We start from the raw sequence: 26988 nt of genomic DNA, 5'->3' as shown, positions 1-26988 counted from the left end.
TCACGGCACCAGTCGCGGCGGCCCCGCCGAGGCGTCCGCGCCGTCCGGGCCCTCCAGTTCCCACACCAACACCTCGTTCTCCCCCTCCCGCAGCACCGGGCCCGGCACGAACAGCCCGCGCTGCGGCCCCACCGACCAGTACCGTCCCACCGGAAAGCCCCCCACCCACGCGTAGCCCCGCGTCCACCCCGGCAACTCCAGCACCGCGTCACCCACGCCGCCCGCCGGCACCGTCACCGTGCCCCGGTGCAGTCCGCGCGCCCCCGCCGCCGGGGCACCGAACGCCAACCCCGCCACCGCCGCGGCCCCCGCCGCGCCGTCCACCGCGTCCAGCCGCAGCCCCCGCGCCCGCACCCCGTGCAGGTACTGCCGCTCGTGCAGCACCCCACCCGTGATGCCCTTCGCCTCGCCCAACCGCGGCCCGTAGTTGACCCGCCCCAGCGACTCCACCCACAGCTCCACCGCCGCCGGGCCCGGCACCTCGCCCAGCACCGCCCCCTGGGCGTCCCCCTCCTCCAGCACCGGCCCCCGCGCCCCGTCCAGCACCGTCACCGCCCGGTCCCGCAGCCCCACGACCCGCAGGGCGTACGGGCGCCGCGGTCCCGGCACCGCCAGCCGGTAGCGGACCAGGCCCCGGTCCACCCCCAACTCCTCGAAGGTCGGCGGCTGCCCCGCGCACACCTCCGGTTCCCCCAGCGCCTCCACCACCGCGTCCGGCGGCAGCCACCCCGACAACACCACCCCCACCGGTCCCGCCAACACCGGCTCCGGCTCCGGCGGCTCCGGCACCGGCCCCTGCGCGTACGGCGCCAACACCTCCCGCATGCGCCAGAACTTCTCCGTCGGCCGCCCCCGCTCGTCCACCGGCGCCCCGTAGTCGTAGGACGTCACCGTCGGCAGCAACGCCCCGTCCTGGAGCTCACCCGCCCGGTTGGCCCCCGCCCACCCGCCGAAGTTCGTCCCCCCGTGCGCCATGTACACGTTCACCGACGCGCCGCACTCCAGCACCTCCCGCAGGGCCGCGGCCGCGTCCGCCGCGCCCCGCCCCTCCGCCGCCCGCCCCCAGTGCGCGAACCACCCGCACCAGAACTCCATGCACATCAACGGCCCCCGCCCCCGGTGCCGGCGCAACGCCGCGAACGCCGCCCGCGCCCCCGACCCGAAGTTCACCGTCGCCAACACCCCCGGCATGCTCCCACCGGTCAGCATGTGGTCCTCCGCCCCGTCCGAGGTGCACAGCGGGACCGTCACCCCCAACTCCCCGAGCCGCCGCGCGAGATGACCCAGGTACGCGGCGTCCGACCCGTACGACCCGTACTCGTTCTCCACCTGCACCAGCACCACCGGCCCGCCGCGGTCGCACTGCCGCGCCACCACCTGCGGCAACAGCGCCCGCCACCACCCGTCCACGGCCCGCAGGAACGCCGCGTCCCTGGTCCGCACCCGCCGCCCCAACGCCCCCGTCAGCCACGACGGCAGTCCGCCGTTCTCCCATTCGGCGCAGATGTACGGCCCCGGCCGCACGATCGCCCACAACCCCGCCGCCTGCACCGCGTCGAGGAACCGCCCCAACGCCGCGACGTCCCGCAGCTCACCCGGGCGCGGCTCGTGCCAGTTCCACGGCACGTACGTCTCCACGCAGTTCAGCCCCATCGCCCGCAGCATCGCCAACCGGTGCCCCCACTGCGCCTCGTGCACCCGGAAGTAGTGCAACGCCCCCGACAGCAGCCGCACCGGCCGCCCGTCCGCCTCGAAGTCTCGTTCCCCCACGGCAAACCGCACCCGACGCCTCCCGACTGGTCGTCCCCCCGGCCGCTCCCCGGCCGCCCACACCCTCGCCCTCTGGCGGCCCGCCGGTCCATGGACAAAGATCGGTGGTGCTTGGACGGTGCGACGTCCGGCGCTCCGGTGGGCGGGGCCGACACGGCGGCGGCGCACGAGGACGGGAGGCCGGGCGGCATGTACCACACCTGGATGCGCTACTTCACGCCCAGCCCGGTCCACCACCGACTCGGCCTGGTCTGCCTGGGCGTCGGCCTGCAACACGGCACCCTGCCACCGGTCGGCCCCCGCACCCTCGACCACCACGTGGCCGTCGTCATCAGCGCCGGCCGCGGCTGGTGCACCGCCCCCGACGGCCGCCGCCGCACCGTCACCGCCCCCGCCCTGCTCTGGCTCCTGCCCGGCGTCCCCCACCACTACGGCGCCGACCCCGCCACCGGCTGGGACGAGAGCTTCGTCGACTTCACCGGACCCGCCGCCGACACCTACACCGAACTCGGCTACATCGAACCGCAGCAGCCCGTCGTCCCGCTCGCCGACGCCGGCCCGGCCCGCACCGCGATCGGCCGCATCGCCCGCGCCGCCCGCCGCGGCAACCCGCTGCTGGAGGTCGAGACCGCCGCCGCCGTCCACGAACTCCTCGTCGCCCTGCGCCGCGCCCGCGCCGACACCGACGCCGACGGCGAACCGGTGCTCGCCGCCCTCGCCCGCGACGCCTTCCTCCCGCTCTCGGTCGTCGAGCACGCCGCCCGGCACGGCATGACCCCCGCCGCACTGCGCACCGCGGTCCGCCGCGGCGCGGGCTGCAGCCCCAAGGACTACCTCCTCGGCATCCGCCTGGGCCGCGCCAAGGAACTCCTGATCGCCACCGAACTGCCCATCGCCGCCGTCGCCCGCCGCGTCGGCTACGACGACCCCGCCTACTTCAGCCGCCTCTTCACCCGCCGCGTCGGCCTCGCCCCGGCCCGCTTCCGCGACCGCCAGGTCCACTGCGTGCCCGGCGGCTGGTCGACGCAGGTACCGGACCCCGCGGACCCCCCGAGGGTGCAGTAGCGCCACCGCCCGCCCCACGCCCCACGGACCGGCGAAACTCCCCGGACCCGCGCACCCCCGACGTGGCAAGCTGCCAGGCATGCCCGTACTGCAGCGCCCCGAAGCCGAGGCCCGTGCCCACCTGCTCGACGTCCACCGGTACGAGGTCGCCCTCGACCTCACCCACGGCGACGAGGAGTTCACCTCCCGCACCGCCATCCACTTCACCGCCCGCGAACCGGGCGACACCTTCGTCGAGATCCGCCCCGCCGCGCTCCACGGCGCCACCCTCGACGGCCACCCGCTGGACCCGGCCGCGCTGGACGACAACCGCCTGCCGCTCACCGGCCTGGCCGCCGGCCCCCACGAACTCCGCCTCGACGCCACCATGCGCTACTCCCGCACCGGCGAGGGCATGCACCGCTTCACCGACCCCGCCGACGGCGAGAACTACGTCTACACCCAGCTCTTCATGGACGACATCCAACGGGTCTTCGGCGCCTTCGACCAGCCCGACCTCAAGGCCGCCTTCGAGCTGACCGTCACCGCCCCGCCCACCTGGACCGTCCTCGCCAACGGCCGCACCGAGCAACTCCCCGACGGCACCTGGCGGGCCGCCGCCACCCCCCGCATCAGCACCTACCTCGTCGCCGTCGCCGCCGGCCCCTGGCACTCCGTCCGCACCGAGCACGCCGGCCTGCCCTTCGGCCTCCACTGCCGCCGCTCGCTCGCCCCGCACCTCGACGCCGACGTCGAGGAACTCCTCGACCTCACCCGCCGCTGCTACGACCGCTACCACGAGATCTTCGAGGAGCCGTACCCCTTCGACTCCTACGACCAGGCGTTCGTCCCCGAGTTCAACGCCGGCGCGATGGAGAACCCGGGCCTGGTCACCTTCCGCGACGAATTCGTCTTCCGCTCCGCCGTCACCGACACCGAGCGGCAGACCCGCGGCATGGTCATCGCCCACGAGATGGCCCACATGTGGTTCGGCGACCTCGTCACCCTCCAGTGGTGGGACGACATCTGGCTGAACGAGTCCTTCGCCGAGTACATGGGATACCAGGTCCTCTCCGAAGCCACCCGCTTCCGCGACACCTGGACCGACTTCGCGATCGCCCGCAAGGGCTGGGGCTACGACGCCGACCAGCGCCCCTCCACCCACCCCGTCGCCCCCGCCCCCGAGGACGTCCCGGACACCGCCTCCGCCCTCCTCAACTTCGACGGCATCTCCTACGCCAAGGGCGCCTCCGCGCTGCGCCAACTCGTCGCCTGGATGGGGGAGAAGGACTTCCTCGCCGGCATCAACGACCACTTCGCCCGGCACCGCTTCGGCAACGCCACCCTCGCCGACTTCCTCGACTCCCTGGCCCGCGCCACCGACCGCGACGTCCACGCCTGGGCCGCCCGCTGGCTGCGCACCACCGGCGTCGACACCCTCACCCCGACCGTCGCCGAGGACGCCGGCACCTGGCACCTGGACGTCGCCCACACCGGCAGCCGCCCGCACCGCATCGCCGTCGGCGCCTACGACCCCGACCCGGGCCACCCCGACCGGCTCGCGCTGCGCGACCGCTTCGACGTGGACGTCCCGGCGGACGGCGACCCCGCCCGGCACACCTTCCCCCAGGCCGCCCCCGCCCTCGTCGTCCTCAACGACGGCGACCTCACCTACGCCAAGGTCCGCTTCGACGCCGCCTCCTGGGAGACCGCCGCCCGCGCGCTGTCCTCACTGCCGGACCCGCTGACCCGCGCGGTCGTCTGGAACGCCGCCCGCGACCTGGTCCGCGACGGCGAACTGGCGCCCGCCGCCTACCTGGACGCGGCCCGCACCCACCTCCCGCACGAGAGCGAACTCGCCGTCGTCCAGGGCGTGCTGGCCTTCGCCCGCACCCAGCTCGCCGACCGCTACCTCCCCTCCTCCCCGTCGTCCCCGGGACAACCGGCCGCCACCACCCGCCACACCGCACTCACCACCCTCAACGCCCTCAGCCGCGACATCCTGCGCCGCACCGAAGGCCCCGGCCACGGCCCCGAAGCCGGCCTGCGACTGACCGCCGTCCGCGCCTTCATCGACAGCGCCACCACCCCCGAGGGCATCCAGGAGTGGCTCGCCGACGGCAGCGTCCCCGGCGGCCCCACCCTCGACCACGAACTGCGCTGGCGGATCCTCGCCCGACTCGCCACGCTCGGCGCCGCACCCCTGCCCGAACTCCACGCCCTCATCGACGCCGAACTCGCCCGCGACCAGAGCGCCACCGGCCAGGAGGGCGCCGCCCGCTGCCGCGCCGCCCTCCCCGACCCGGAAGCCAAACGGGCCGCGTGGCAGGCCCTGTTCGGCACCGGCACCGACACCGACACCGGCACCGAACTCTCCAACTACCTCTTCACCGCCACCGCCACCGGCTTCTGGGCGGCCGAACAGCAGGACCTGCTCCGCCCCTACGTCGCCCGCTACTTCGCCGAGGTCCCCGCCCTCGCCGTCCGCCGCGGACCTGCCCTCGCCAAGGCCGCCGGCCGGTGGGCGTTCCCCGCCGTCCTCGTCGAGGAAGAGACCCTCCGCCGCGGCGAGCAGTGCCTGGCCGAGGGCGACCCGACACCGGCCCTGCGGCGCACCCTCGACGACCAACTGGCCGACCTGCGGCGGGCGTTGCGCGTACGAGCGGCCGCCGTGCGGTAGCCGGCCGGAGCCCCACCACAGACGGGAGACGCCGCCGCCGGCAGCCACGGCGCGGCGGACACCGAGGGCGCGGGTGTCGCCCGGCGGAAGCGGACCGCCGGCGGCACCCGCGCCGCATGCACGGGCACCGGCCCGGCACCGCCCTTCGACGGGACGCAAGACCGCAGGCAACCGAACACCTGCGGGACATCCATCCCACGAACGGGTGGTCCCGGCGCAACGGGTGGATACCCGCCGTACCGGGCCAGTAACTTAGGGCGTCCTAAGACCCGGTGCCCGTGCACCCAACTCCCGTTGAAGAAGAGCCCCTTGATGCCAGTCGCCCCTGCCGGCACCGCCCTTGCAGGCGGCACCGACGGCCCCCGCGCGCTCCGCCCCCTCCTCGACATCGTCCTCGACGCCCTCACCACCGGCGCCCAGGACCGCTCCGGCCCCCTCCCGCCCGGTGGCCCCGACGCCGTCGCGCGCACCGTCCGCGACGCCTGCCTCCCCCTCCTCCCCGAGCAGGGCGCCGGCCCGCACGCCGCCCTGCGCACCCTCGTCCACACCCTCGCCGCCGGCGCCGCCGACCCCGCGGACCCGCACTGCGCCGCCCATCTGCACTGCCCCCCGCTGGCCCTGGCCACCGCCGCCGACCTCGCCGCCGGCGCCCTCAACCCCTCGATGGACTCCTGGGACCAGGCCCCGGCCGCCTCCGAACTCGAAGTCCTCACCGCCCGCGCGCTCGCCGGCCTCGTCTACCCCGCGGCCACCGCACCCGACGCCCTCGTCACCACCGGCGGCACCGAGTCCAACCAACTCGCCGTCCTCCTGGCCCGCGAGGCCCCCCGCCCCCCGCACACCGCCGATCCCCTACGGATCGTCTGCGGCGCCAACGCCCACCACAGCATCCACCGCGCCGCCTGGCTCCTCGGGCTCCCCGAACCCCTCACCCTCCCCACCCCCGACGGCACCCTCGACCCCGCCACCGTCCACACCTGCCTCGCCGAACTCACCGGACGCACCGGGCCCGTCCTCCTCACCGCCACCGCCGGCACCACCGACGCCGGCGCCATCGACCCCCTCCCGGCCCTCGCCGACCTCGCCGAGCAACACGGCGCCCGCTTCCACGTCGACGCCTCCTACGGCGGACCGCTCCTCTTCAGCGACACCCACCGCAGCGTCCTGACCGGCCTCACCCGCGCCCACACCGTCACCCTCGACCTGCACAAACTCGGCTGGCAACCCGTCGCGGCGGGCCTCCTCGCGGTCCCCGCCCCGGCCACTCTCACCCCCCTCGCCCACCAGGCCGACTACCTCAACGCCGACGACGACACCGAAGCCGGCCTCCCCGACCTCCTCGGCCGCTCGCTGCGCACCACCCGCCGCCCCGACATCCTCAAGATCGCCGTCACCCTCAAGGCCCTGGGCCGCCAGGGCCTCGGCGACCTCGTCGACCGCACCCTGGCCGCCGCCCGCACCCTCGCCGACCTCGTCGACGCCCACCCCGGCTACGAACTCCACTCCCGCCCCACCCTCACCACTGTCCTCTTCCGCCCCATCGGAGCCGACGACACCGCCCTCGCCGCCATCCGCCGCTCCCTGCTCTTCGAAGGCCACGCCGTCCTCGGCCGCGCGACCACCCCCACCGGCCTCTGGCTCAAAGCCACCCTCCTCAACCCCCACACCCAACCCGGAGACCTCACCCACCTCCTCAAACTCGTGGAAGGCCACACCCCGCGATGAACACCCCACCGCACACCGAGCCCGGCACCGCCACCGACGCCCCCGGCCCCGACGAGCCCCTCGACCTCGCCGGCATCGGCATCGGCCCGTTCAACCTCTCCCTCGCCGCCCTCGCCCACCCCCTGACCGAACTCCGCACCGCCTTCTACGACCAGCACCCCGCCTTCCACTGGCACCCCGGCCTCCTCATCGACGGCGCCACCCTCCAAGTCCCCTTCCTCGCCGACCTCGTCACCCTCGCCGACCCCGCCAGCCCCTGGACCTTCCTCAACTACCTCAAGACCCGCGAACGCCTCTTCCCCTTCTACTTCGCCGAGCGCTTCCACATCCACCGCGCCGAATACGACGCCTACTGCCGCTGGGTCAGCGAGAACCTCCCCTCCCTCCACTTCGGCCACCAGATCGACGCCGTCCGCTGGAACCACGAACGCAGCCTCTTCGAAGTCGACTTCACCCAACTCGGCGCCGACGGCGAGGCCGAAGCCCTCGGCCGCACCTACGCCCGCAACCTCGTCCTCGGCATCGGCACCGCCCCCCACGTCCCCATCCCGCTGCGCCCGCTCGCCGAGGCCCCGACCGTCCCCGTCATCCACGCCGCCGACTACCTCGACCACCGCGACCGGCTCCTCGCCGCCGACCACCTCACCGTCATCGGCGCCGGACAGTCAGGCGCGGAGATCTTCCTCGACCAGCTGCGCGCCCGCCCCGCCGGCCGCGAGAACCTCCACTGGCTCGCCCGCACCCCGGCCTTCGCGCCCATGGAGTACAGCAAGCTCGGCCTGGAGCACTTCACCCCCGACTACACCCGCTACTTCCACGCCCTCCCCGAACGCGCCCGCGACGAACTCCTCCCCGCCCAGTGGCAGCTCTACAAGGGCATCGACCACGACACCCTCGCCGCCGTCCACGACGAGCTGTACCGCCGCACCCTCGACGGCGGCTGGCCCAACGCCGTCCTCACCCCCGGCGTCCAGGTCCGCACCGCCGGCCGGGTCGGCACCACCAAGGTCGAGCTGCATCTCGAACACGCCCAACAGGGCAGCCGCTCCCGCCTCACCACCGACGCCGTCGTCCTCGCCACCGGCTACCGCGAACGCCGCCTCGACACCCTGCTCGCCGCCCTCGACCCCTACCTCCGCCGCGACGCCTCCGAACGCCCCCGCATCGACGAGCACCACCGCCTCGTCCTCGACCCCGCCGTCACCGGCTCCCTCTACGTCCAGAACGCCGAACGCCACACCCACGGCGTCGGCACCCCCGACCTCGGCCTCGCCGCCTGGCGCAGCGCCACCATCCTCAACTCCCTCACCGGCAGCCCCGCTTACTCCCTCCCCACCCGCACCTCCTTCACCACCTTCGGCCTCGGCCACCCCCCGACCCGCCGCACCGGCACCGTCCCCCGCCAGGGCTCGACGCTCGTCCCGCGCCACTGAAGGCCACCGCCCCTCCCACCCCAAGGCCGGGGGAGAGGGGCGGCCCACCGGCACCACGGCGCACTACCCCACTACCGCGCGCACCGGCCCCACCTAGAACACCGGCACCCCGTCCCGCGTCAGCCGCCACTCCACCGAAGCGAACGCCGCCGGATCGATCACCCCGCTCGCCTCCACCCACGCGATGATCAGATTCCGGATCTCCTCCGACGTCGACCACACCTGCTCGGCCGACGCCACGTGCGGGAAGCCGCCACCACCGCTCGCCCGGTAGTTGTTCACCGCCAACACGAACCGCGCCGCATCCGCCACCGGCTTCCCGTCGAACGTCAGCTTCCCGATCCGCTGACCCGCCGGCTTCGCGATGTCGATCTCGTACGCGACCCCGCTCACCGCGTCGTAGTTGTAGTCCGGCGTCCCGTCCGCATTGGTGATCCGCGCCGGATCCACCGGACCGCCCGGCGCCGTCCGCACGTAGTACCGCGCCGAGAACTCCAAGTACTCGCGCAACTGCTTCCCCGTCAACACCCGGGCCTCCAGGGTGTTGTCGAACGGATACAGCGCCGCCATCGACCGGATCGACACGTCCCCCGCCGGCACGTTCGCCGTCCGCGAGAAGCACGACGCCTGCGACACCACCGGCAACGCCGCGTGCGCCGACCCGGCGAGCGCCTTGCGCACCGCCTCCGCCTGCACGAACGCGATGAAGTCCAGCACCGGCACGTCCTTCACCGGCGCCTCGGCCGCCGACATCGCGACCGTCGACTTCCCGATCACCCGGTTCACGTACGTCACGACCTTGGCGTGCGCCGCGCGCAGCATCTCGGTGATCCGCGGATCCTCCGCCACCGCATTCGCATTGAGCACCTTCGAACCCACCGACGCCACCGCCCACCGCCCCCGACGCCACTCCACCTCCACGTCGAAGCACGTCAGCCGCTGCCCCCACTTCAACGGCTCCGACAGCACCACCTCCCGGCCCGTCGTCCCGTTCACCACCCGCCGCTCCGGGATCTCCACGTGCGCGTGCCCCACCAGGATCGCGTCGATCCCCGGCACCTGCTCCGCCACCAACGCCGCCGCGTTCTCCACGTACGGCAACTGGTCCCCGTACGACGACGTGCCGCTGGTCCCCGAATGCGCCGCCACGATCACCACGTCGGCACCCATCGACCGCAGCTTGGGCACCCACTTCGCGGCCTGCTCCACCAGCCCCGGGAACGCCAGCTTCCCCTGCACGTTCGCCTTGTCCCAGATCGCGATCCCCGGATTCGTCAGACCCAGCACCGCCACCCGTACGTCCCGCCCGCGCGGCGTCCGCATCCGCTTGATCACATACGGCCGGAACGCCGGCCGCAGCGTCTTCGCGTCCACCGCATTCGCCCCCAACAGCGGAAAGCGGCAACTCTCCTCGAACTTCCGCAACACCGGAATCCCGTAATTGAATTCGTGATTCCCCAGCGCCGCCGCGTCGTAGCCGATCGCATTCATCGCCCGCGCCATCGGATGCACCGGACCGCGCGGACCCGTGATCGGATCCACCTTCGCGTAGTAGTACGCCAGCTGCGTGCCCTGAATGGTGTCGCCCGCGTCGATCAGCAGGGTGTTCTCCCGCCCCTTCGCGCGGCGGACGTCGTGCACCAGCGTGGAGATCTTCGCCAACCCGACGTCGTTGTGGTCCTTGTCGTCGAACTCCGCGTCGGTGGCGTAGTCCCAGTTGAAGACGTTCCCGTGCAGGTCCGTCGTCCCCATGACCGTGAACGCGTAGCGGTCCCGTCCCCGACCCGGGCCGAGCGCACCGCTCCCGCCGGCCGATCCGACCGGCGCCGCGGCGGCAGCCGGCGCGCCCGCCCCCGCGAGCACCACCCCCGCCCCCGTCACCACGGAACCACCCAGGAACTTCCTCCGGTCGAACGTCATCGCAACTCCCAGAAAGAACACGGTGCCTGACAGTCCGCGGTGCACGCCCGGCACCGCACGGCAAGCCCGGACGCAACGACCCGGGCAACGCGCGTAGATTCTGGCGCAGCCACCCCCGGCGCAACACCCCCCACAGGTTGCGATCCGATGACCAACCGCACCCCGCCCCCACTGTGCAACCCTGCAACTCCAGCCCCCGCCCCCACCACCAGAAGGGCACCCCCCATGACCGACGACACCACCGCCACCGCCACCACCCACACCACCTCCGCCCTGCCCTACGGCACCCCCGACGCCCCTCGCCTCGCCGTCCGCGGCGAAGCCCGCCTCGAAGTCGACCCCGAGATCGCCCGCATCACCGTCACCGTCAGCGCCCGCGGCACCGACCGCACCACCGCCCTCACCGACCTCACCCGCCGCAACGAACACGCCCTCACCCTCATCAAGAGCTACGGCGACGCCGTCGAGAAACTGGAAACCGGCAGCTTCGCCCTCACCCCCCAACTCACCGACAAGGGCCGCCACGAACGCATCCGCGCCTACCAGGGCCGCGTCACCGTCACCGCCACCCTCAACGACTTCACCGCCCTTGGCGAACTCGCCACCCGCCTCGCCGACCTCGAACTCACCCGCGTCGACGGCCCCTGGTGGGCCCTCCGCCCCGACTCGCCCGCCCACCGCAGCGCCCGCACCCAGGCCGTCCACGAAGCCGTCCAGCGCGCCCGCGAATACGCCGAGGCCCTCGGCGCCCACCTCGACGCCGTCCTCGAAATCGCCGACCTCGGCGCCGAAGGCCAACCCCAGCAGCAGGGCTACGGCTTCGCGGCCCCCGGCGGAGCCCGCAGCGCCGCCCACGACGCCGCCCCCGTCCTCGACCTCGAACCCCAGCGTCAGACCGTCTACGCCAGCCTCAACGCACGCTTCACCATGACCCGTCCCGCACTGTGAGACCACCCCACGCCAAGCTGTAATTCTGCTCATCGGAGCGGCTACGCGCCCATTCCATTACTTGTCAACAGCCTTTCACCAAGCGGTCGTTGAGCAGTCATGTCTCCACAGCTCCCTACCGTCGGGTAAGTCATAGGGTCGAAACATGCGCCGAGCAAAGATCGTCTGCACACTAGGACCCGCCACCGACTCGTACGAGCAGATCAAAGCCCTCGTCGACGCCGGAATGGACATCGCCCGCTTCAACCTCAGCCACGGCACCTACGCCGACCACGAAGCGCGGTTCGACCGGGTCCGCAAAGCATCCGAAGAATCCCACCGCAGCGTCGGAATCCTCGCCGACCTTCAAGGCCCGAAGATCCGCCTGGGCCGATTCCACGAAGGTCCCGTACTCCTTGAACGCGACGACGTCTTCACCATCACCGTCGAGGACGGCATCGAGGGCGACCGCCACACCTGCGGCACCACCTACTCCGGCCTCGCCGGGGACGTCACCCCCGGCGAGCAGATCCTCGTCGACGACGGCAAGGTCACCCTCGAAGTGACCGCCGTCGAAGGACCCCGCGTCCACACCAAGGTCATCGAAGGCGGCATGGTCTCCGACCACAAGGGGCTCAACCTCCCCGGCGTGGCCGTCTCCGTCCCCGCCCTCTCGGAGAAGGACCAGGACGACCTCCGCTGGGCCCTGCGCTACGGCGCCGACGTCATCGCCCTCTCCTTCGTCCGCAGCGGCCGCGACATCCAGGACGTCCACCGCATCATGCGCGAGGAGAACCGCTTCCTCCCCGTCATCGCCAAGGTCGAGAAGCCCCAGGCCGTCGAGAACATCGACGACATCGTCGCCGCCTTCGACGGCATCATGGTCGCCCGCGGCGACCTCGGCGTCGAAATGCCCCTGGAAACGGTCCCGATCGTCCAGAAGCGCGCCGTCAAACTCGCCCGGCGCAACGCCAAGCCGGTCATCGTCGCCACCCAGATGCTCGACTCGATGATCGACAACTCCCGCCCCACCAGGGCCGAAGCGAGCGACGTGGCCAACGCGATCATCGACGGCACCGACGCCGTGATGCTCTCCGGCGAGACCAGCGTCGGCAAGTACCCCACCGAGACGGTCCGCACCATGAGCCGCATCGTCGAGGCCGCCGAGGAGGACATCCTCGCCAAGGGGCTCCCGCCACTGACCGAACGCAGCAAGCCGCGCACCCAGGGCGGCGCCGTCGCCCGCGCCGCCGCCGAGATGGGCGACTTCCTCGGCGCGAAGTTCCTCGTCGCCTTCACCCAGTCCGGCGACACCGTCCGCCGCCTCTCCCGCTACCGCTCGCCCATCCCCCTCCTCGCCTTCACCCCCGACCCCGCCACCCGCTCCCAGCTCAACCTCACCTGGGGCGTGGAGACCTTCCTCGGGCCCACCGTCAACTCCACCGACGAGATGGTCGCCCAGGTCGACGAGCAGCTGCTGAAGATCGGGCGCTGCAAGAAGGGCGACGTCGTCATCATCACCGCCGGCTCCCCGCCCGGGGTCCCGGGCTCCACCAACCTCGTCCGCGTCCACCACATCGGCGAGGACGACATCCACCCGCCGCGGTAACCCCCCCGTCGCACACACCGCACCACCGCACCCCGAAGAGCTGGGCCGAGGTACCTGACTGCCGTCCCTGTCAGTACTTCGGCCCGATGTGTTGGTCCATGAGCGCCACGGAGTCACGCTTGGCCACGGAGACGGTCTTCGCCGCGCGGGACTGACGGGTGTGTTTCCAGGCGACTCCGGTCCTGTCCAGTGCGGCGGTGTAGAGCCGCAATATGTCGGCGGACGTGTTGGTGAAGAAGTACCTCGGGTACTCGTAGCGTTTGCGCTCGCCGGCGACCGTCCGCGTCGTCCAGTTGGTGATCCGGCATCCGTCGGAGTGGATGAACCCCCGGATGAACTCCCAGGGATGGTGCTCCACGATCCCCTGCTGCCACCCTTCGAGGGCGATCGGCCGCTCGTGCTTCTTGCCGGGGCCGTGCTGGGGGAACATGCACCACAGGTGCTTGGAGTAGACCTTCACATTGTGGCAGCCCTTCTTGCTCACCCTGCATACCGAGTTGTCGGGAAAGACCGTCCGCATCGCGGCCTCGCAGGCGTCCATGAGCCCGGGCCAGTGGTCGTCGCACGTGATCATGAGGCTCGGCACGCGGTGGGCGGCGTGCTGGATGAGGTGGCCGTCGCCGAGGTAGAGGGCCAGAAGGTAGGCGTAGGCGGCTTCGTCGAGTGCGCGGCCGTGGCAGCGGGGGCAGAGTCGATGAGGTCGCCCCGGACACTCTCCGCGAGCGGCGCGGTCGACGTGTCGCCAGTAGCTGATGGTGCCGAGTGGGACGTTGAGTGCGCGGGCGACCTCGGCGTTCTTCGCTCCCGCGCGGAGTCGGGTGAGCGCCTGCTGTCGTACGGCTGTGTCGTGGATTCGCATACCGTCACTCTGCGTGACGATGCGTGCGGAAGAAATGATTCCCCCGGAACTTCACGAGAACGTGGAATTCCGGGGGGTCTGGGAGTGCCGGGTGCGGGATTCGAACCCGCAAGCCCTTTCGGGCAGATGTGTTTGAGACATCCGTGTATGCCATTCCACCAACCCGGCCGGCGGCACGAGACACCATACCGTGTGAGTAACGATGACCGCCTCTAGGTAGGCTGCAAGGGCACCACCTGCCTGGAACGAGGAGTCCCCTTGAGCGCCGCCGAGCCCCAGCAGCCCGTCGCCGATGATGACCAGTCGCACGTCCCGCCGCTGACCACGCGCGTCGTGATCGCCGAGGACGAGGCGCTGATCCGCCTCGACCTCAAGGAGATGCTGGAGGAAGAGGGCTACTCCGTCGTCGGTGAGGCCGGTGACGGCCAGACGGCCGTGGAACTGGCCCGTGAGCACCGCCCCGATCTGGTGATCCTGGACGTGAAGATGCCGGTCCTGGACGGCATCTCGGCGGCCGAGAAGATCGCCGAGGAGAGCATCGCGCCGGTCCTGATGCTGACCGCCTTCTCGCAGCGCGAGCTGGTGGAGCGGGCCCGGGACGCGGGGGCCATGGCGTACCTGGTCAAGCCGTTCAGCAAGAGCGACGTCGTGCCGGCGATCGAGATGGCGGTGTCCCGGTTCACCGAGCTGCGGGCGCTGGAGAAGGAGGTTGTCGACCTCGCCCAGCGGCTGGAGACGCGGAAGTTGGTGGACCGGGCGAAGAGCATCCTGCAGACCCAGTACGGGCTGACGGAGCCGGCCGCGTTCCGGTGGATCCAGAAGACGTCGATGGACCGTCGGCTGTCGATGCACCAGGTGGCCGAGGCGGTCATCCAGGACGCGGCGGAGCGTCAGCAGTCCAAGGAGCAGTCGAAGGAGCAGGACAAGGGCGAGTAGGGCCTGGTTCGGTTCGCCGGTCGCCGGCGGTGTCCCCAGGGACGCCGCCGGCGATTTCGTGTGTCCGGGGGCGTGCCGGTTCAGTCCTCGCCGAGGTAGGTCTTGCGGACGGAGGCGTCGCCCAGGAGGCGGGCGCCGGTTCCGGAGAGGGCGATGCGGCCGGTTTCCATGACGTGGGCCTCGTCGGCGAGGGAGAGCGCGGCGTGTGCGTTCTGTTCGACGAGGAGGATGGTGGTGCCCTGGTCGCGGAGCGCGCGGAGGGTGTCCGTGATGGTGCGCATCATGATCGGTGAGAGGCCCATGGAGGGCTCGTCGAGCATGAGGAGCTTGGGGCGGGACATCAGGGCGCGGCCCATGGCGAGCATCTGTTGTTCGCCGCCGGAGAGGGTGCCGGAGGGCTGGCGGTGGCGTTCGCCGAGGACGGGGAAGAGGTCGTAGACGCGTTGCACGTCGGCGGCGATGCCGGCGGTGTCGGTGCGCAGGAAGGCGCCGAGTTGGAGGTTCTCGGCGATGGTGAGGCGGGGGAAGAGGCGGCGGCCTTCGGGGGAGTGGGCGAGGCCGCGTCGGACGATCTTGTGGGCGGGGACGTCGTCGAGCGGGCGTCCGTCGAAGGTGATCCTTCCGGTGTGCGGGGTGAGCAGGCCGGAGAGGGCGCGCAGGGTGGTGGTCTTGCCGGCCCCGTTGGTGCCGATGAGGGTGACGACCTGGCCGGCGTGGACGGTGAAGGAGATGCCCTTGACGGCTTCGATCTTGCCGTAGGCGACGTGCAGGTCCTCGACTTCGAGCAGCGGGGTCATGAGGCGTCTCCGGCGGCGTCGGTGGGGGCGTCGGTGGTGCCGAGGTAGGCGGCGATGACGCGTGCGTCGGCCTGGACGGTGCGGGGGGTGCCTTCGGTGAGCTTGCGGCCCTGGACGAGGACGGCGACGCGGTCGCAGAGGCTGAAGACGAACCGCATGTCGTGCTCGATGACGAGGACGGCGGTGCCGCGGTCGCGGACGGCGTGGACGAGTTGCTGGGTGGCGCGGGTCTCCTGGGGGTTCATGCCGGCGGTGGGTTCGTCGAGGAGGAGGAGTCCGGGCTCGCTGGCGAGGGCGCGGGCGATTTCGAGCTTGCGTTGTTCGCCGTAGGGGAGGTTGCGGGCGAGGTGGTCGCGTTTGGTGGCGAGCCCGGTGAAGTCGAGGAGTTCCAGGGCGCGTTGGGTGCTGTGGTGTTCGGCGCGGGTGAAGGCGGGGGTGCGCAGGAGGGCGGACCAGAGTCCTTCCCGGGTGCGGGTGTGGCGTCCTACGAGGACGTTTTCCAGGACGGTCATGTTGGCGAAGAGGCGGATGTTCTGGAAGGTGCGGGCGATGCCGGCCTGGGTGACGAGGTGGGGTTTGCGGGAGAGGCGGGTGCCTCGGTAGCTGATGGTGCCGTCGGTGGGGGTGTAGAGGCCGGTGAGGCAGTTGAAGAAGGTGGTTTTTCCGGCGCCGTTGGGGCCGATGAGGCCGACGATTTCGCCGGTGCGGACGGTGAGGTCGACGTTGCGGACGGCGGTGAGGCCGCCGAAGCGCATGGTGACGTCGGTGGCTCGGAGGAGGGTGTCGGCGGCGGGGGCCGGGGTGGGGGCGGTGGTGGGTGTGGTCATGGGGTCACGCCTTTGCCTGGGGGGTGCCGAGGGTGCCGGTGGGGTCGGTGTGGCCGTCCCGGACGGCGTCCGTGGGTGCCCCTGTGGCGCGGGGTCGGTCGGTGTCGTGGAATTCCAGGCGTTTGCGGCGGTCGGGGACGAGTCCTTCGGGGCGGTAGCGCATGAGGAGGACGAGGGCGAGCCCGAAGAGGAGGAGTTGGTAGTCCTGGAGGAAGTCGAGTTTGGCGGGGATGAGGAAGAGCAGGGCGGCGCCGACGAGCGGGCCGCTGAGGGTGCCCGTGCCGCCGAGGATGACGGCGGCGAGGAGGAAGGCGGAGTTGGGGGGTTGGGGGCCGGCGAACTGGAATTGTTCGGGGGTGGCGGTGGTTACTACGTGTGCATGGACGGTTCCGGCGAGTCCGGCGAGGGCGGCGCCGAGGGCGAAGGCGAGGAGGCGGAGGCGGAAGCTGTTGATGCCCATGGCGACGGCCGCGGTCTCGTCCTCGCGGATGGCGATCCAGGCGCGGCCGATGCGGGAGGCGGCGGCGCGTCGGAAGACGAGGACGACGAGGGCCGTGACGAGGATCATCAGCAGGTAGTAGTTGCCGTAGGGGGCGAGGGGGAGGCCGAGGAGGCGGTGGGGCTCGCCGAAGTTGAAGCCGAGGATCTCCAGATTGGGGATGTTCGGGATGCCCATGGCGCCGTTGGTGATGTCGGGGCCGGTGGTGCCGTTGAGGTTGAGCATGGCGATGCGGAAGATCTCGCCGAAGCCGAGGGTGACGATGGCGAGGTAGTCGCCGCGCAGGCGCAGGGTGGGTGCGCCGATGAGGACGCCGAAGACGAGTGCGGCGGCGGCGCCGGTGAGCAGGGCCGCCCAGAAGGGGAAGTGGAGGCCGAGGGCGGATTCGGGGGAGCCGGAGACGAGGGCGGCCGCGTAGGCGCCGACGCCGAGGAAGGCGACGTATCCGAGGTCGAGGAGTCCGGCGAGGCCGACGACGACGTTGAGGCCCAGGGCGACGGTGGCGAAGATCAGGATGTTGGCGCCGATGAGGGTGTACTGGTCGGTGTCCTGGGTGAACGGGAAGACCGCGGCGGCGAGGAAGGCCGTGCCGAGGGCGGTGCCGCGGTGCCGGTGGGTGAGCGCGGTGAGCCGGGCGAGGAGTCCGGCGCGGTGGAGGGCGGGGACGGCGAGGGCGACGAGCAGGAGGTAGCCGATGAAGGGGGCGCCGTCGTCGGTGTCGATGCCGTAGGTGAAGGCGAGCAGGACGCCGGCGGTGGCGGCGGCGATGGCCAGGTGTTCGCCCCAGGTGGGCAGGGGTCGCTCGGGGGGCCTCAGGGGGCCGGGGGTGAGGGCGGCGGTCAGGCGTTGTCGGAGGGTGGCGGGTGGCGGGCCGGTGGGGTGGTCGGGGGGTAGGGCGAGGGCGCCGAGCAGGGTGGCGAGGGCGGCGCCGCCGGCGAGGTAGCCGCCGGGTTCGAGGTTGATCAGGCCGCCGAGTTGGACGGCGATGGCGGTGAGGGTGAAGGCGGTGGCGGCGAAGGTGCCGAGGGCGGCGAGCAGGACGGGGGCGGTGCGGCCGGCGGGGGTGAGCCAGCGCAGGCCGGGCAGGCCGTGGGCGGAGGCGGCGAGGAGCAGGGTGAGGAGGGCGCCGGTGAGGGTGACGAGTTGGAGGCCGGCGGGCGAGCCGTAGTAGGTGAGGTCGCCGGGGAAGTCGTGGGTCCAGGTCCAGGCGAGGCCGGTGGTGGCGGCGGTGGCGAGGGCGCCGGTCGCGGTGGTGAGGCGGGCGGTGCGGGCGGGCAGGGGGAGGAGGCCCCGGGGGGCGGCGTTGGGGAGGGTGGTCATCGGTATCACGCCCGATCCGCGACGCGTTCGCCCAGGAGGCCCTGGGGCCGCAGGAGGAGTACGAGGATGAGGAGGACGAAGGCCCAGACGTCCTTCCAGGCGCCGCCGCCGAACTGCTCCATGCCGGGGAGGTGTTCGACGTAGGCGGTGGCGAGGGATTCGGCGATGCCGAGGACGAGGCCGCCGAGCATGGCGCCGTAGATGTTGCCGATGCCGCCGAGGACGGCGGCGGTGAAGGCCTTGAGGCCCATGAGGAAGCCCATGCGGAACTGCACCTCGCCGGTGCGCAGTCCGTAGGCGACGGCGGCGACGCCGGCGAAGGCGGCGCCGATGGCGAAGGCGAGGACGATGATGCGGTCGGTGTTGATGCCCATGAGGCGGGCGGTGTCGGGGTCTTGGGCGGTGGCCTGCATGGCGCGGCCGGTGCGGGTGCGGGCGACGTAGAGGCCGAGGGCGGTCATGCACAGGGGTGCGGCGATGAGGACGAAGAGGTCGCCGCGTTGGACGGTGGCGCCGAGGACGTCGAGGGCGTGGCCCTTGAACTGCGGGAAGACGCGGGCCTGTTTGCCGTCCGGGTACCACTTCCAGACGGCTTGTTGCAGGGCGATGGACAGGCCGATGGCGGTGATGAGGGGGGCGAGGCGGGGGGCGCGGCGGAGCGGGCGGTAGGCGAATCGTTCCGCCGCGACGGCGACGAGGACGGACACCGCGACGCCGCCGAGGAGCATGGCGGGCAGGGCGAGGGTGAGGGCGGTGCCGGTGGGGAGGGCGAGGTAGACGGTGAGGGCGCCGAATCCGCCGACCATGAAGATCTCGCCGTGGGCGAAGTTGATGAGTTGGACGATGCCGTAGACCATCGTGTACCCGATCGCGATGAGGCCGTACATCGCGCCGAGGATGAGTCCGTTGGCCAGCTGTTGCGGCAGTTCGGTCACCGCAGGGCCTCCGTGGGGTGGGAAGGTGTGCGTCTGCGTGGTGCCGGGGGCCGCGCCGGGGCGGGGAGGGGCCGGGCGCGGCCCGGTGGGGGCCGGTGCCGGTCGGTCAGCTCTTGTCGAACTTCTTGAATTCCGCGCTGAAGCGGGAGACCCAGGCGTTCTTCTCGACCTGGTAGGCGGTGATCATGGTGTTGGTGGTGTCGCCGTACGCGTCGAAGGCGAGGTGGCCGGTGACGCCGTCGAAGGTGACGGTGTTCATGGCGGCGGTGACCTTCTTGCGGGCGTCGTCGGGGAGTTTCCCGTTGTTGTCGGCGACGGCCTTCTTGACGGCCTGGACGAGGGCCCAGGTGGCGTCGTAGGTGGAGCCGCCGTACGCCTCGTAGGACTCCTTGAAGCCGGCGGCCTTGTAGTCGGCGATGAACTTCTTCGCGGAGGGGAGCTGTGCGACGGGTTTGCCGACGGAGGACGCGTAGTCGCCCTGGGCCCGCTTGTTGAGTTTGATGTAGTCGGCGCTGTACATGCCGTCGCCGCCCATGAGGGGGACGGTGACGCCGCCGTCCTTGAGCTGTTGGCTGAGCGGGCCGGAGGCGGGGTACTCGCCGCCGTAGAAGACCATGTCGGGGGCGGCGGTCTTGGCCTTGGAGACGACGGCCTTGAAGTCGCGGTCGTCGGGACTGATGTGGTCGGTGCCGACGACGGTGCCGCCGAGTTCGGTGAACTGGTCCTTGAAGGAGGAGACCAGCCCGGTGCCGTAGGTCTTCTGGTCGTCGATGACGTAGGCCGTCTTGGCCTTCATCTTTTCCCAGGCGTACTGCCCGTCGAAGGCGCCCTGCACTTCGTCGGTGGTGGCGGTGCGGAAGTAGGTGGGGAACTGGCGGGTGCGCTTGTTCTTCCTCCAGTCCTTGCCCTGGGTGAGGTCGGGGGTGGTGTTGGCGGGGGATATCAGGGTGACGCCGTTTTGCTGGGCGACCTGTTGCATGGACTGGGCGACGCCGGAGTTGAGCGGGCCGACGATGCCGAGGACGTCGGTGTCGCCGGCGAGTTTGGTGGCGTTCTGCTGGCCGACGTTGGGCAGCGCCTTGTCGTCGAGGGGTTCGAGCGCGAAGGTGACGCCGTTGACCTCGCCCGTTTTGTTGGCGATGTCGACGGCGAGTTGGGCGGAGTTGCGGATGCCGAGGCCGAGGGCGGAGAGTTCGCCGGTGGTCGGGGCGTCGAGGCCGATGACGACGCGGGTCTTCCCGTCGTCGGTGCCGTTGCCGTCGCCGCGGGATCCGCAGGCGGTGAGGGTGAGGGCGCCGGTGGTCAGTGCGGTGGTGAGGAAGAGCAAGGAACGGTGACGCACGATCAGTCCTTTCCTTGGCCGCGGCCACGGCTGACGCCTGGCCGGATCGCGCACCGGGCCGTACGGGGCGGGGCGGGGGGCGTGCGCGGAGCGCCCGGCGGCGCAGTGACTGGCGGTGAACTCTAGAGCGCGCCGCGGCTGGCCGGAACTGACCCTGTCGAGCTTGTGACGCTCTTGTTATGACCTTCTATGAGCGTTTTGCCGTCACGCTCCTTACCGAGTGAGTCGGCGGAGCGGAGGGTGAACTCGCACTTCTGGCGCGGAGTTGGGGCGGTGGCGGCGCCGTGGCGTCCGGGAACCGCAGGAAACGCCCGGGGGTGGATGTTCGGCCGGGCGACCGCCCGGCGTGCGCGTCACGCAGGGTGACGGGACGGCGGACGGCCCCGCCCCGGGAGTCCGGGACGGGGCCGTGACGGCCGGCGCCGGGGCGCCGGCCGGTTGGCTGGTATCCGACGTCAGGCGCGGTACATACCGGGGTCGGCGTCGCGCAGCAGGCAGGTCAGGCGGGCGCTGCAGACCCGCTTGCCGTCTTCGTCGGTGATGGTGACCTCGTAGGTGGTGGTGGACCGACCGCGGTGCACGGGGGTGGCCACGCCGGTGACCAGTCCGGAGCGGGCGCCGCGGTGGTGGGTGCAGTTGAGGTCGACGCCGACGGCCGCCTTGGTGGGGCCGCCGTGCAGCATCGCGCCCACGGAGCCGAGGGTCTCGGCCAGTACGGCGGAGGCGCCGCCGTGCAGCAGTCCGTAGGGCTGGGTGTTGCCCTCGACGGGCATGGTGCCGACGACGCGCTCGGGGGCGGCCTCGGTGACCCTAACGCTCATCCGCTCGCCCAGGTGTCCGGCGGAGAACAGGGTGGGCAGGTCGATCCCGATGCCGGCCCACTGATCGAGGATCTCCTGCGGGAACGTGGTCGTGCTCTGCTCACCCATGGACTGCTCCGTTTCGCTCGCCCTCGAACGCGCCCTTGATCGTCGCGGATCTGGGCCCGTTCCTATCAGGTCTTCGGGCGGGCACCCGTGGCGGGGTGCCCGTTGGCGGCCGGGCCGCGTGCCGTCCGGCCGGCGCTCAGCCCTCCCGCGCGGCCTCCAGCCGCACGACCACCGACTTCGAGGCCGGGGTGTTGCTGGTGTCCGCGGTGTGGTCCAGCGGCACCAGGACGTTGGTCTCCGGGTAGTAGGCGGCCGCGCAGCCGCGGGCGGTGGGGTAGTGCACCACCCGGAAGCCGGGGGCGCGCCGTTCGCTGCCGTCGGTCCACTCGCTGACCAGGTCCACGTAGGCGCCGTCGGCGAAGCCCAGTCGGCCGGCGTCGTCGGGGCTGACGAGGACGACCCGGCGGCCGTTCTTGATGCCGCGGTAGCGGTCGTCGAGGCCGTAGATGGTGGTGTTGTACTGGTCGTGGGAGCGCAGCGTCTGGAGCAGCAGCCGGCCTTCGGGGGCGGTGGGGTACTCCACGGGGGCGGCAGTGAAGTTGGCCTTCCCGGTGGCGGTGGGGAAGCTGCGGCTGTCCCGGGGGGCGTGCGGCAGGGCGAAGCCTCCGGGGTGGGCGACCTTGGCGTTGAAGTCCTCGAAGCCGGGGATGACGCGCGCGATCCGGTCGCGGATCGCGGCGTAGTCCTGCTCGAACGCCTCCCAGGGGGTGTTGCTGCCCTCGCCCAGGACGCGGCGGGCGAGGCGGGCGACGATGGCGGGCTCGGAGAGCAGTCGGGGGCCGGCGGGCTCCAGGCGGCCGCGGGAGGCGTGCACCATGCCCATGGAGTCCTCGACGGTCACGAACTGGTCGCCGCTCGCCTGGCGGTCGCGTTCGGTGCGGCCCAGGGTCGGCAGGATCAGGGCGCGGGCGCCGGTCACCGCGTGGGAGCGGTTGAGCTTGGTGGAGACGTGCACGGTGAGGCGGGCGCGACGGACGGCGGCTTCGGTGACGTCGGTGTCGGGGGTGGCGGAGACGAAGTTGCCGCCCATGGCGAAGAAGACCTTGGCGTGTCCGTCGCGCAGGGCGCGGATGGCGCGGACGACGTCGTAGCCGTGCTCACGGGGCGGGGCGAAGCCGAACTCCTCCTCCAGGGCGTCGAGGAAGGCCGGCGCGGGCCGTTCGAAGATGCCCATGGTGCGGTCGCCCTGGACGTTGCTGTGGCCCCGCACGGGGCAGACGCCGGCTCCGGGGCGGCCGATGTTGCCGCGCAGCAGGAGGAAGTTGACGACCTCCTGGATGGTGGGGACGGAGTGCTTGTGCTGGGTCAGGCCCATCGCCCAGCACACGATGGTGCGCTCGGAGGCGAGGACCATGGCGAGGGCGCGCTCGATCTCGTCGTGGGTGAGGCCGGTGGCGCGCAGCGTGTCGTCGGCGTCCTCGCCGGCGCGGGCCAGGGCCGCGAACTCCTCGAAGCCGTGGGTGTGTTCGCGCAGGAAGTCCTCGTCGAGGGCGCCGTCCGTCTCCAGGATGCGCCGGTTGAGGGCGCGGAAGAGGGCCTGGTCGCCGCCGAGCCGCACCTGGAGGAAGAGGTCGGTCAGGGCGGTGCCGCCGCCGGCCAGGCCGCGCGGGGTCTGGGGGTTCTTGAACCGCTCCAGGCCGGCCTCGGGCAGCGGGTTGATCGAGATGATCTTGGCGCCGCCGGCCTTGGCCTTCTCCAGCGCGGTGAGCATCCGGGGGTGGTTGGTGCCCGGGTTCTGGCCGGCGACGATGATCAGGTCGGCCTTGTAGAGGTCCTCCAGCAGGACGCTGCCCTTGCCGACGCCGAGGGTGTCGGTCAGTGCCGAGCCGGAGGACTCGTGGCACATGTTGGAGCAGTCGGGGAGGTTGTTGGTGCCGAACTCGCGGGCGAAGAGCTGGTAGAGGAAGGCGGCCTCGTTGCTGGTCCGGCCGGAGGTGTAGAAGACGGCCTCGTCGGGGGAGTCGAGGGCGGTGAGTTCCTCGGCGACGAGGTCGAAGGCGCGGTCCCAGGTGACCGGCTCGTAGCGCTCGGCGCCCTCGGCGAGGTACATGGGGTGGGTGAGGCGGCCCTGCTGGCCGAGCCAGTAGCCGCTGCGGGTGGCGAGGTCCGCGACCGGGTGGGCGGCGAAGAAGTCGGGGGTGACCCGCCGCAGGGTGGCTTCCTCGGCGACGGCCTTGGCGCCGTTCTCGCAGAATTCGGCGGCGTGCCGCTTGTCGCCCTCGGGCCAGGCGCAGCCGGGGCAGTCGAAGCCGTTCTTCTGGTTGACCCGCAGCAGGGTGAGGGCGGTGCGGCGCACGCCCATCTGCTGCTGGGAGATCTTCAGCGCGTGGGTGATGGCCGGGAGGCCGACCGCGGAGTGCTGGGGCGCGCTGACCTCGGGCGCGTCCTGGACCGGGTCCGAAGCGGGCGGCTTGCCTGCCATGGCGCTCTCCCTGGGGTCGTGTGCCGCGGCCGGACCGCCGGGTCGCGGCGGATCGTTGCCGTACACATCTGATTGGTGCGCCTCAGATCCTGTCATGGACGGGCCGGGGCGAGTAAGGGGACGGCGCGGCGGTGGGCGCGGCGCGACAGGGGGCCTGGGCGCTGCGCGCGGCGGTGCGTCGGCCCGGCGGATCCCGTCGCGGCGGGGATTGTCAGTGGACCGTGGCAGGATCGGGGGCGTGGCAGGAAAGGCAGCGAAGATGAGCGAAGCGACCGGCACCGAGGCGGCGGGCGGCCGTCCACGCCTGCTCCTGATGGACGGGCATTCCATGGCGTACCGGGCGTTCTTCGCCCTGCCCGTGGAGAATTTCACCACCGCGACCGGGCAACCGACCAACGCGATCTACGGCTTCGCGTCGATGCTCGCGAACACCCTGCGTGACGAGGCGCCCACGCACTTCGCGGTGGCGTTCGACGTCTCCCGCAAGACCTGGCGTTCCGAGGAGTTCCCCGAGTACAAGGCGAACCGCTCCAAGACGCCCGACGAGTTCAAGGGCCAGGTCGAGCTGATCGGCGAGCTCCTCGACGCGATGCACGTCAAGCGCTTCGCGGTGGACGGCTTCGAGGCCGACGACGTGATCGCCACGCTGGCCACCCAGGCCACCGCCCAGGGCTTCGAGGTCGCCATCGTCACCGGCGACCGCGACTCCTTCCAGCTGGTCTCCGAGGACGTCACGGTCCTCTACCCGACCAAGGGCGTCTCCGAGCTGACGCGCTTCACCCCCGAGAAGGTCGCCGAGAAGTACGGCCTGACCCCCGCCCAGTACCCGGACTTCGCGGCCCTGCGCGGCGACCCGTCGGACAACCTCCCGGGCATCCCGGGCGTCGGCGAGAAGACCGCCACGAAGTGGATCAACCAGTTCGGTTCGTTCGCCGAGCTGGTGGAGCGCGTCGGCGAGGTCAAGGGCAAGGCCGGGCAGAACCTCCGCGACCACCTGGAGTCGGTCAAGCTCAACCGCCGGCTGACCGAGATGGTCCGCGACGTCGAGCTGTCCTGCGGCCCCGCCGAGCTGACCCGCGCGCCCTACGACCGCGAGGCCCTCAAGGTCTTCCTCAACGCCCTGGAGATCCGTAACCAGGGCCTGCGGGACCGCCTCCTGGCCGTGGACCCGGGCGCCGCCGAGAACGCCGAGCCGGTCGAGCCGGCCGCCGGCGTCGAGGTGGACGGCACGGTCCTCGGCACCGGCCAACTCGCCCCGTGGCTGGCCGAGCACGGCACCACAGTGCTGGGCGTGGCCACCGTCGACGTGTGGACGCTGGGCAGCGGCAGCGTCGCCGAGGTGGCGCTGGCCACCGGGCACGGCCCGGCCGCCTGGTTCGACCCGTCCCAGCTGGACGAGGCCGACGAGCGGGCCTTCGCCGCCTGGAGCGCCGATGCGGCCCGCCCCAAGGTGATGCACAACGCCAAGGGCCTGATGCGGGTCTTCGGCGAGCACGGCTGGCGCATCGACGGCGTCGCCATGGACACCGCACTCGCCGCCTACCTGGTCAAGCCCGGCCGCCGCTCCTTCGCGCTGGACGCCCTCTCCATCGAGTACCTCGGTCGCGACCTCGCCCCGGCCGCCGCCGGCGACGGGCAGCTGGCGTTCGGCGCGGACGAGCAGGCCGAGGCGGAGGCCCTGATGGCACAGGCCCGCACGGTCTCGGACCTCGGGACGGCCTTCGCCGCGAAGCTGACCGAGGTCGGCGCCGCCGACCTGCTGCGCGACGTCGAGCTGCCCACCAGCGAGCTGCTCGCCCGGATGGAACGGGCCGGCATCGCCGCCGACCGCGGCTGGCTGGAGCGCATGGAGCAGCAGTTCGCGGGCGCCGTGCAGCAGGCCGTCAAGGAGGCGCACGCCGCCGCCGGCCACGAGTTCAACCTCGGCTCGCCCAAGCAGCTCCAGGAGGTCCTCTTCGGCGAGCTGGGCCTGCCCAAGACCAAGAAGACCAAGACCGGCTACACCACCGACGCCGACGCCCTGGCCTGGCTGGCCGGCCAGACGGACAACGAACTCCCGGTGATCATGCTCCGCCACCGGGAGCAGGCCAAGCTGCGCACCACGGTCGAGGGCCTGATCAAGACCGTCGCCGCGGACGGCCGGATCCACACCACCTTCAACCAGACCGTCGCCGCCACCGGCCGGCTGTCCTCCACCGACCCCAACCTGCAGAACATCCCGGTGCGGACGGACGAGGGCCGGGCGATCCGCCGCGGCTTCGTCGTCGGCGAGGGCTTCGAGTCGCTGCTGACCGCCGACTACAGCCAGATCGAGCTGCGGGTGATGGCGCACCTCTCCGAGGACGAGGGCCTGATCGAGGCGTTCACCTCCGGCGAGGACCTCCACACCACCGTCGCCTCGCAGGTCTTCTCGGTCGCCAAGACCGACGTCGACCCGGAGATGCGCCGCAAGATCAAGGCGATGTCGTACGGCCTGGCCTACGGACTCTCCGCGTTCGGGCTCTCCCAGCAGCTGGGCATCCAGCCCGACGAGGCCCGCAAGCTGATGGACACCTTCTTCGAGCGGTTCGGCGGGGTGCGCGACTACCTCCAGCGGGTCGTCGAGGAGGCCCGCGCCACCGGCTACACCGAGACGATCCTGGGCCGCCGCCGCTACCTGCCCGACCTCAACAGCGACAACCGCCAGCGCCGCGAGATGGCCGAGCGGATGGCGCTGAACGCCCCGATCCAGGGCACCGCCGCCGACATCGTCAAGATCGCGATGCTGCGGGTCGACGCCGCGCTGCGCACCGCGGAGCTGTCCTCCCGGATGCTGCTCCAGGTCCACGACGAAATCGTGGTCGAGGTGGCCCCCGGCGAGCGCGCCGCGGTCGAGGAGCTGGTCCGCAGGGAGATGGCCGCCGCCGTCGAACTCCGCGCCCCGCTCGACGTCTCGGTCGGCTCCGGCGAGGACTGGGAGTCGGCGGCGCACTGACCGCCGGGACGGGGCGTACGGTGCCCGCGCCGTACGCCCC

The 26988-nt window shown here is 72.0% G+C and carries 18 protein-coding genes and 1 tRNA gene; 8 read left to right on the top strand and 11 right to left on the bottom strand.

Features of this window, described 5'->3' with window-relative positions; translation table 11 throughout:
• Positions 1-1770, bottom strand: a complete 1770-nt coding sequence (locus tag ABD385_RS04985) for a beta-galactosidase (protein ID WP_344573715.1) — start codon at positions 1768-1770, stop codon at positions 1-3.
• Positions 1771-1959: 189 nt separating this feature from the next.
• Between ABD385_RS04985 and ABD385_RS04980 the strand changes: the two genes are divergently transcribed.
• The 4 genes from ABD385_RS04980 to ABD385_RS04965 all read left to right on the top strand — a co-directional run bounded on the left by ABD385_RS04980 (position 1960) and on the right by ABD385_RS04965 (position 8652).
• Positions 1960-2835 carry a helix-turn-helix domain-containing protein gene (locus ABD385_RS04980; RefSeq protein WP_344573943.1) on the top strand — a complete coding sequence of 292 codons (876 nt, stop codon included), beginning with the start codon at positions 1960-1962 and terminating at the stop codon, positions 2833-2835.
• A gap of 79 nt (positions 2836-2914) precedes the next feature.
• A complete protein-coding gene (gene pepN / locus ABD385_RS04975) occupies positions 2915-5494 on the top strand; it encodes an aminopeptidase N (protein ID WP_344573713.1) in 2580 nt (859 codons plus the stop codon).
• Between the two features lie 312 nt (positions 5495-5806).
• Positions 5807-7219: a pyridoxal phosphate-dependent decarboxylase family protein gene (locus ABD385_RS04970; protein WP_344573712.1), complete on the top strand. Its 1413-nt coding sequence runs from the start codon at positions 5807-5809 to the stop codon at positions 7217-7219.
• Positions 7216-8652, top strand: a complete 1437-nt coding sequence (locus tag ABD385_RS04965) for a lysine N(6)-hydroxylase/L-ornithine N(5)-oxygenase family protein (RefSeq protein WP_344573711.1) — start codon at positions 7216-7218, stop codon at positions 8650-8652. The genes ABD385_RS04970 and ABD385_RS04965 overlap by 4 nt, the downstream gene beginning before the upstream one ends.
• A 93-nt stretch (positions 8653-8745) precedes the next feature.
• Here ABD385_RS04965 and ABD385_RS04960 read toward each other — a convergent pair whose 3' ends face one another.
• Positions 8746-10572, bottom strand: coding sequence for a bifunctional metallophosphatase/5'-nucleotidase (locus ABD385_RS04960; protein WP_344573710.1), 1827 nt, complete (start codon positions 10570-10572; stop codon positions 8746-8748).
• A gap of 225 nt (positions 10573-10797) precedes the next feature.
• Here ABD385_RS04960 and ABD385_RS04955 point away from each other — a divergent pair, with 225 nt between their 5' ends.
• Entirely contained in the window at positions 10798-11520 is a 723-nt protein-coding gene (locus ABD385_RS04955) for an SIMPL domain-containing protein (protein WP_344573709.1), read from the top strand.
• A 145-nt stretch (positions 11521-11665) separates the two neighbouring features.
• Positions 11666-13108 carry a pyruvate kinase gene (pyk, locus tag ABD385_RS04950; RefSeq protein WP_344573708.1) on the top strand — a complete coding sequence of 481 codons (1443 nt, stop codon included), beginning with the start codon at positions 11666-11668 and terminating at the stop codon, positions 13106-13108.
• A gap of 70 nt (positions 13109-13178) precedes the next feature.
• Here pyk and ABD385_RS04945 read toward each other — a convergent pair whose 3' ends face one another.
• A complete protein-coding gene (locus ABD385_RS04945) occupies positions 13179-13967 on the bottom strand; it encodes a helix-turn-helix domain-containing protein (protein WP_344573707.1) in 789 nt (262 codons plus the stop codon).
• A gap of 85 nt (positions 13968-14052) precedes the next feature.
• A tRNA-Leu gene (locus ABD385_RS04940) sits at positions 14053-14135 on the bottom strand.
• Between the two features lie 90 nt (positions 14136-14225).
• On the opposite strand from ABD385_RS04940, the gene ABD385_RS04935 reads away from it, so the two are divergent.
• Positions 14226-14903, top strand: a complete 678-nt coding sequence (locus ABD385_RS04935; RefSeq protein WP_344573706.1) for an ANTAR domain-containing response regulator — start codon at positions 14226-14228, stop codon at positions 14901-14903.
• Between the two features lie 80 nt (positions 14904-14983).
• Here the strand turns inward: ABD385_RS04935 and ABD385_RS04930 are convergent, their stop codons facing one another.
• From ABD385_RS04930 to ABD385_RS04900, 7 genes are all read right to left on the bottom strand, one after another.
• Positions 14984-15700 (bottom strand): ABC transporter ATP-binding protein, encoded by a 717-nt coding sequence (locus tag ABD385_RS04930; RefSeq protein WP_344573705.1) that lies wholly within the window; start codon positions 15698-15700, stop codon positions 14984-14986.
• Complete coding sequence (locus ABD385_RS04925) at positions 15697-16527, bottom strand: ABC transporter ATP-binding protein (RefSeq protein ID WP_344573704.1); 831 nt, start codon at positions 16525-16527, stop codon at positions 15697-15699. Before ABD385_RS04925 ends, ABD385_RS04930 begins: the two co-directional genes overlap by 4 nt.
• A 4-nt stretch (positions 16528-16531) precedes the next feature.
• Positions 16532-18346 carry a branched-chain amino acid ABC transporter permease gene (locus ABD385_RS04920; RefSeq protein WP_344573703.1) on the bottom strand — a complete coding sequence of 605 codons (1815 nt, stop codon included), beginning with the start codon at positions 18344-18346 and terminating at the stop codon, positions 16532-16534.
• Positions 18347-18351: 5 nt separating this feature from the next.
• A complete protein-coding gene (locus ABD385_RS04915) occupies positions 18352-19281 on the bottom strand; it encodes a branched-chain amino acid ABC transporter permease (protein WP_344573701.1) in 930 nt (309 codons plus the stop codon).
• Between the two features lie 106 nt (positions 19282-19387).
• Complete coding sequence (locus tag ABD385_RS04910; protein ID WP_344573942.1) at positions 19388-20608, bottom strand: branched-chain amino acid ABC transporter substrate-binding protein; 1221 nt, start codon at positions 20606-20608, stop codon at positions 19388-19390.
• 470 nt (positions 20609-21078) lie between these two features.
• On the bottom strand, positions 21079-21552 hold the full coding sequence (locus ABD385_RS04905) for a PaaI family thioesterase (protein ID WP_344573700.1): 474 nt from the start codon (positions 21550-21552) through the stop codon (positions 21079-21081).
• A gap of 136 nt (positions 21553-21688) precedes the next feature.
• Positions 21689-23974 carry an FdhF/YdeP family oxidoreductase gene (locus tag ABD385_RS04900; protein WP_344573699.1) on the bottom strand — a complete coding sequence of 762 codons (2286 nt, stop codon included), beginning with the start codon at positions 23972-23974 and terminating at the stop codon, positions 21689-21691.
• A 259-nt stretch (positions 23975-24233) separates the two neighbouring features.
• Here ABD385_RS04900 and polA point away from each other — a divergent pair, with 259 nt between their 5' ends.
• Positions 24234-26948 (top strand): DNA polymerase I, encoded by a 2715-nt coding sequence (gene polA / locus ABD385_RS04895; protein WP_344573698.1) that lies wholly within the window; start codon positions 24234-24236, stop codon positions 26946-26948.
• Positions 26949-26988 lie beyond the last annotated feature (40 nt).

Source organism: Streptomyces lunalinharesii, from assembly GCF_039532155.1.
In the GTDB taxonomy this organism is placed as follows: domain Bacteria; phylum Actinomycetota; class Actinomycetes; order Streptomycetales; family Streptomycetaceae; genus Streptomyces; species Streptomyces lunalinharesii.
Note: the sequence above shows the minus strand (reverse complement) of the source record. Positions and strands in the feature narration are given on the sequence as shown.

Excerpts from the sequence above, each read along its gene's own strand:
- polA (WP_344573698.1), top strand. The coding sequence starts at position 24,234 with ATGAGCGAAGCGACCGGCACCGAGGCGGCGGGCGGCCGTCCACGCCTG.
- pepN (WP_344573713.1), top strand. The coding sequence starts at position 2,915 with ATGCCCGTACTGCAGCGCCCCGAAGCCGAGGCCCGTGCCCACCTGCTC.
- ABD385_RS04965 (WP_344573711.1), top strand. The coding sequence starts at position 7,216 with ATGAACACCCCACCGCACACCGAGCCCGGCACCGCCACCGACGCCCCC.
- ABD385_RS04905 (WP_344573700.1), bottom strand. The coding sequence starts at position 21,552 with ATGGGTGAGCAGAGCACGACCACGTTCCCGCAGGAGATCCTCGATCAG.
- ABD385_RS04955 (WP_344573709.1), top strand. The coding sequence starts at position 10,798 with ATGACCGACGACACCACCGCCACCGCCACCACCCACACCACCTCCGCC.
- ABD385_RS04970 (WP_344573712.1), top strand. The coding sequence starts at position 5,807 with ATGCCAGTCGCCCCTGCCGGCACCGCCCTTGCAGGCGGCACCGACGGC.
- ABD385_RS04980 (WP_344573943.1), top strand. The coding sequence starts at position 1,960 with ATGTACCACACCTGGATGCGCTACTTCACGCCCAGCCCGGTCCACCAC.
- ABD385_RS04960 (WP_344573710.1), bottom strand. The coding sequence starts at position 10,572 with ATGACGTTCGACCGGAGGAAGTTCCTGGGTGGTTCCGTGGTGACGGGG.
- ABD385_RS04930 (WP_344573705.1), bottom strand. The coding sequence starts at position 15,700 with ATGACCCCGCTGCTCGAAGTCGAGGACCTGCACGTCGCCTACGGCAAG.
- ABD385_RS04920 (WP_344573703.1), bottom strand. The coding sequence starts at position 18,346 with ATGACCACCCTCCCCAACGCCGCCCCCCGGGGCCTCCTCCCCCTGCCC.
- ABD385_RS04900 (WP_344573699.1), bottom strand. The coding sequence starts at position 23,974 with ATGGCAGGCAAGCCGCCCGCTTCGGACCCGGTCCAGGACGCGCCCGAG.
- pyk (WP_344573708.1), top strand. The coding sequence starts at position 11,666 with ATGCGCCGAGCAAAGATCGTCTGCACACTAGGACCCGCCACCGACTCG.
- ABD385_RS04925 (WP_344573704.1), bottom strand. The coding sequence starts at position 16,527 with ATGACCACACCCACCACCGCCCCCACCCCGGCCCCCGCCGCCGACACC.
- ABD385_RS04945 (WP_344573707.1), bottom strand. The coding sequence starts at position 13,967 with ATGCGAATCCACGACACAGCCGTACGACAGCAGGCGCTCACCCGACTC.